General features: G+C 31.4%; 4 protein-coding genes. All 4 read left to right on the top strand.

The genetic code is table 11. The annotated features are described in order from the left end of the window. Positions 1–271 precede the first annotated feature (271 nt). Positions 272–553, top strand: a complete 282-nt coding sequence (locus BLW28_RS12750) for a hypothetical protein (RefSeq protein WP_073220716.1) — start codon at positions 272–274, stop codon at positions 551–553. Positions 554–564: 11 nt separating this feature from the next. Further along, entirely contained in the window at positions 565–735 is a 171-nt protein-coding gene (locus BLW28_RS15790; RefSeq protein WP_159431781.1) for a hypothetical protein, read from the top strand. 541 nt (positions 736–1,276) lie between these two features. Next, a complete protein-coding gene (locus tag BLW28_RS12745; protein WP_073220718.1) occupies positions 1,277–2,761 on the top strand; it encodes a helix-turn-helix transcriptional regulator in 1,485 nt (494 codons plus the stop codon). A gap of 807 nt (positions 2,762–3,568) precedes the next feature. Continuing rightward, positions 3,569–3,825: hypothetical protein (locus tag BLW28_RS12740; protein ID WP_143036882.1), on the top strand; the 257-nt coding region annotated here is incomplete at its 3' end.

Below are 3,825 nucleotides of genomic sequence, written 5' to 3'. Positions count from 1 at the left end.
GGTACAAATTTCAGCTTTGCTGCGCACGCTGAAATTCACTCAGATACCTTTGGGTTGATGGTTAATTGACAATTGGGATTCGCTGAGAACAGGATGCACAGCTTGACAGATTTATTGATTCGAGATGTTGTGGACTACTGCGGTAATAGTGGGTGGACACAACCACGAGGGCGGGTGGTGGGAACTATATAGCGGTTGAAGATTCACTTTTAAGAAACTTAATTTTAGGTGAATAAACCGTGAACGGATAAATTAATTTAAATTTTAGCTTATGGATATTTTAAAAAGAATGGAACAACCAACGCCGAAGTTTTTTCGGATGTTAAGGAATATTGGTCTTGCGATGACTGCCATTGGAGGGGCTATAGTAACAGCTCCTGTGCTACTGCCTTCGGGATTAATAACTTTTGCTGGGTACTTTATGGTAGCAGGAACAGTAGCGTCTGTAGTAAGTCAGACAGTTATTAACGATGGAAACGATGAGGATCCGACGAGTAAATCTGATACTATTGGGATTGGAGACCCTAACCCCCTACTCGTTCCTAAACAATAAAAAAGAACGTTATGGATAATTACCGCATCAGTATTTTTGGAGGTATCGTATTTGGAGTGTTGCCTAATCTACCTGTAAAGGATATAGTTGTTACCATGTGTATGGCCACTTTTGGAACGATAACCAGTTTTATAGTAACACTATTACTCAGGTGGATTGGGAAATGGTTTGTTAGACGTTAGTAAAGGAGTTTAGGGAATTTTAAAAAAGCCGTCGAGAAATCGGGGGCTTTTTTTGGTTTGGCTTCCTTTGTGCTCCCCTTCGACAGGCTCAGAACAAGCTACTCAGAACAGGTTATTCAGCGTGATACATTTGATACTTTATATTGATTCTTCGACTGCTATCAGAATACAAGTCAACTCTACAATTCACAACCTATTTCACTTCGATTGTATTTTTTTACATTCGCACCTAGTTATCAAAAATCTTAAATCGAAATTTACTCGACATTAAAAATATAAATTGCTACTCTTACCTTTTCTTGAATGATAACACACTATTAAAACAAGTATGTTTTAATAGTTATTATAAACAATTTTTGAAAAAGTTTTGAGTACGGTATGTTGTAAGTTTTTGAAGTAGTGGAGTTCACAAATTTCTAAATAATCGAGGATAAAAACAATAGTGCTAACCTAATGTAATACTTGATTAGTCTTAAAAACGAATCGAAGAATTTATACTATTTTTATACTATATTTATCCAATAATAAACGTACAACCTTGATGAATTTTTATTTCAAAATCTTTCTTTTAGTAATTATTTTAGTTCTTCCTACCACTAGTACTTCTCAAACTAATTTAAAAAACGAAAGATTACAAGTCATAACTTCTTTAGAAGATAGAATACAAGAAAACCAAAAGTTGATGTTGACTGATTTGGAAGCTTCAAAAGCTAACATCGACCTCCTTTTAAATGAAGCCGTTAGCACAAATAATGAAAATGCTGAAGTGCTACTATTGGCTAATACTTGTCGGTACTATTTCCAAAAGGAAGATGCTTCCGGCTTGTTTAAGGCTTCTGAGATACTATATGACAAGGCGGAAAAGAACCAGAATAATCGCATGAAAGCATTGTCTAAAATGTATCTAGCGGAATCATTAAAATTCAATAGCCTTTTTGATGATGCTTTGTTGGAATTACAGGAGGCTTTAGAAATACTTGAAAGAGAAGATAGCTTGGATTTTAGTATAATAAATACAAAATCAAATGTATATATTAGTTTTGCTAATACTTACTCACATTTAAACAAGCCTAAAATAGCTGTTACGATGATGATGAAGGGTGGGGATGAGTTTAGTAAAGTACCTGAAGGTGAGTATCGTGATTACTTAAATTATTTATATCATTCCAATCTCGGAATTTATTATATGGAATATGATCCCGACGCTACTGAATTTCATGCTCGGAAATCTATTTCGCTGAGACCGAAAGAGATGGAGAAGGATGATGTAATTATGCTACGGAACTATCTTTCTCTAGGTAAAGTATATACCGAAAAAAAGGAGTTTGATAACGCTATTGAGTTCCTTAGCAAAGCAGAATTATTAGCTATAGAAATTGGAGAATATGTAAATTTAAAAGATACATACGAGACCCTTATTGACGTGGCTAAACAGAAAAACAATAGTGAAAATATAGAAGAATATACAAATAGACTTCAATCTTTAAAATTAATGCAATTTGAAACTAAGAATAAGTCACTTCATCAAATAATTGAAAAAAGAAAGCTTAAGCAAAGTGAAATCGACAAACAAAACCAACGAACTTTTTATGTTTGGATCCTTTTAATTGTTGGTATTTCAGTAATAATTATTGCAATTTCAATTTTCGTGTATAGAAACAAGATACACTCTAAGTATGAAAGACTTAGCAAGGAGTTTTTAGAAAAAAATGAAGTTTTAGAGGAAGATAAGTTAGCAATTTATAACGAAATTATCGACCTGGTAAAAAAAGACGATCCTGCTTTTATGATCAGCTTTAATAATGCATTTCCAAATTTCATTGATTCATTATTAAAAATAAATCCTAAGCTCGCCAAAGGAGAAGTTGAGTTCTGTGCTCTCCTAAAATTAAATCTTACTACGAAGCAAATAGCTCAATACAAGGTAATTCAGCCAAGGACGGTACAAAATAAAAAATATCAGATTAGAAAAAAATTAAATATCCCGAATGATATAGATATCTATAATTGGATTCACGGTATTTAGTGTTTTTGGTTTTTGTAATCTCTTTTTTTTGAAGTAGCATCTTTATAAACGCACTTACTATTTATTGTATTTACTTATTATTAAAAATTGGGTTAAAACGAAAAATATACACAGGGACTCTCTTTCGTCTCTAAAATTTGATTTATTCTAAGGTTCTGTTTTTAACATCCTTCCTCTTTTCTCACTCAAAATCTACTTTTTGAGATATAATAATTTCTGAAATAGACATTTTTCAACGAATTTGGTCTTCATGAGTTGTTTTTGATTTTAAACGCTAAATATCAATGATTTAAATCAAAAACATTAAGTTGTATAAGCTAAAATAGTTGAGAAAAGTACCTATTAAGTATGTGTTTTATTGTTATAAATTATTTTTAAAAGTATAATTGTTATCGTAATAATTTAAACTTCAACCGTGAAATAACATAAATCCATCAATATGATAAAAAGTCACAATATCCTCTCTTTCTTACTTAATTTCACCTCCTCAATTTCTAATACCAACTCAAAAGAAAATTTACAATATGGTGAATTTTTTATGCGGTTTTGCCTATTTATAGCTCAAGAGTTTCCATTTCTACTTGGCAATAAAATATACCTCATAGGCAAGGTCAATTTAAAAATGTTTACCTCAGTACTAGCTATTCCAATCAAAAAGAAGTTGGAGTGTTATTAATCTGTATTTATAAACAATTCAATGTAACAAACTCTACTCTCTAAATTTTTTCCACATGGAAAAGTGACTTTTAGTTTAGTATTTAAACTAATAAAAGAATAAAATTCAATCAACCTTAAACTATAACACATATGAAATCAATTTATTTCTTTCTAGCTCTTTTAATACCTTTAATAAATTTTGGGCAATCCACCTCTTGTACTATAGACGAAGATGGAAACAACTTCGAAAACGCTGAATTTGGATTAGACTTAAAATATATAGCCAACGATTTTGATATCGCTGAAGGAACATCAATGGAAATAGAGAAAATAATTCCAACTATTGTAAACAATATTGGGGTTGCTGATATTTTTATTTATGAAGACGATAACGGTCAACCAGGAAA

The sequence above is a fragment of the Aequorivita viscosa genome, from assembly GCF_900106795.1.
Taxonomy (GTDB): Bacteria; Bacteroidota; Bacteroidia; order Flavobacteriales; family Flavobacteriaceae; genus Aequorivita; species Aequorivita viscosa.
The sequence above is the reverse complement of the archived record's forward strand: the minus strand, read 5'-3'. Positions and strand labels throughout refer to the sequence as shown.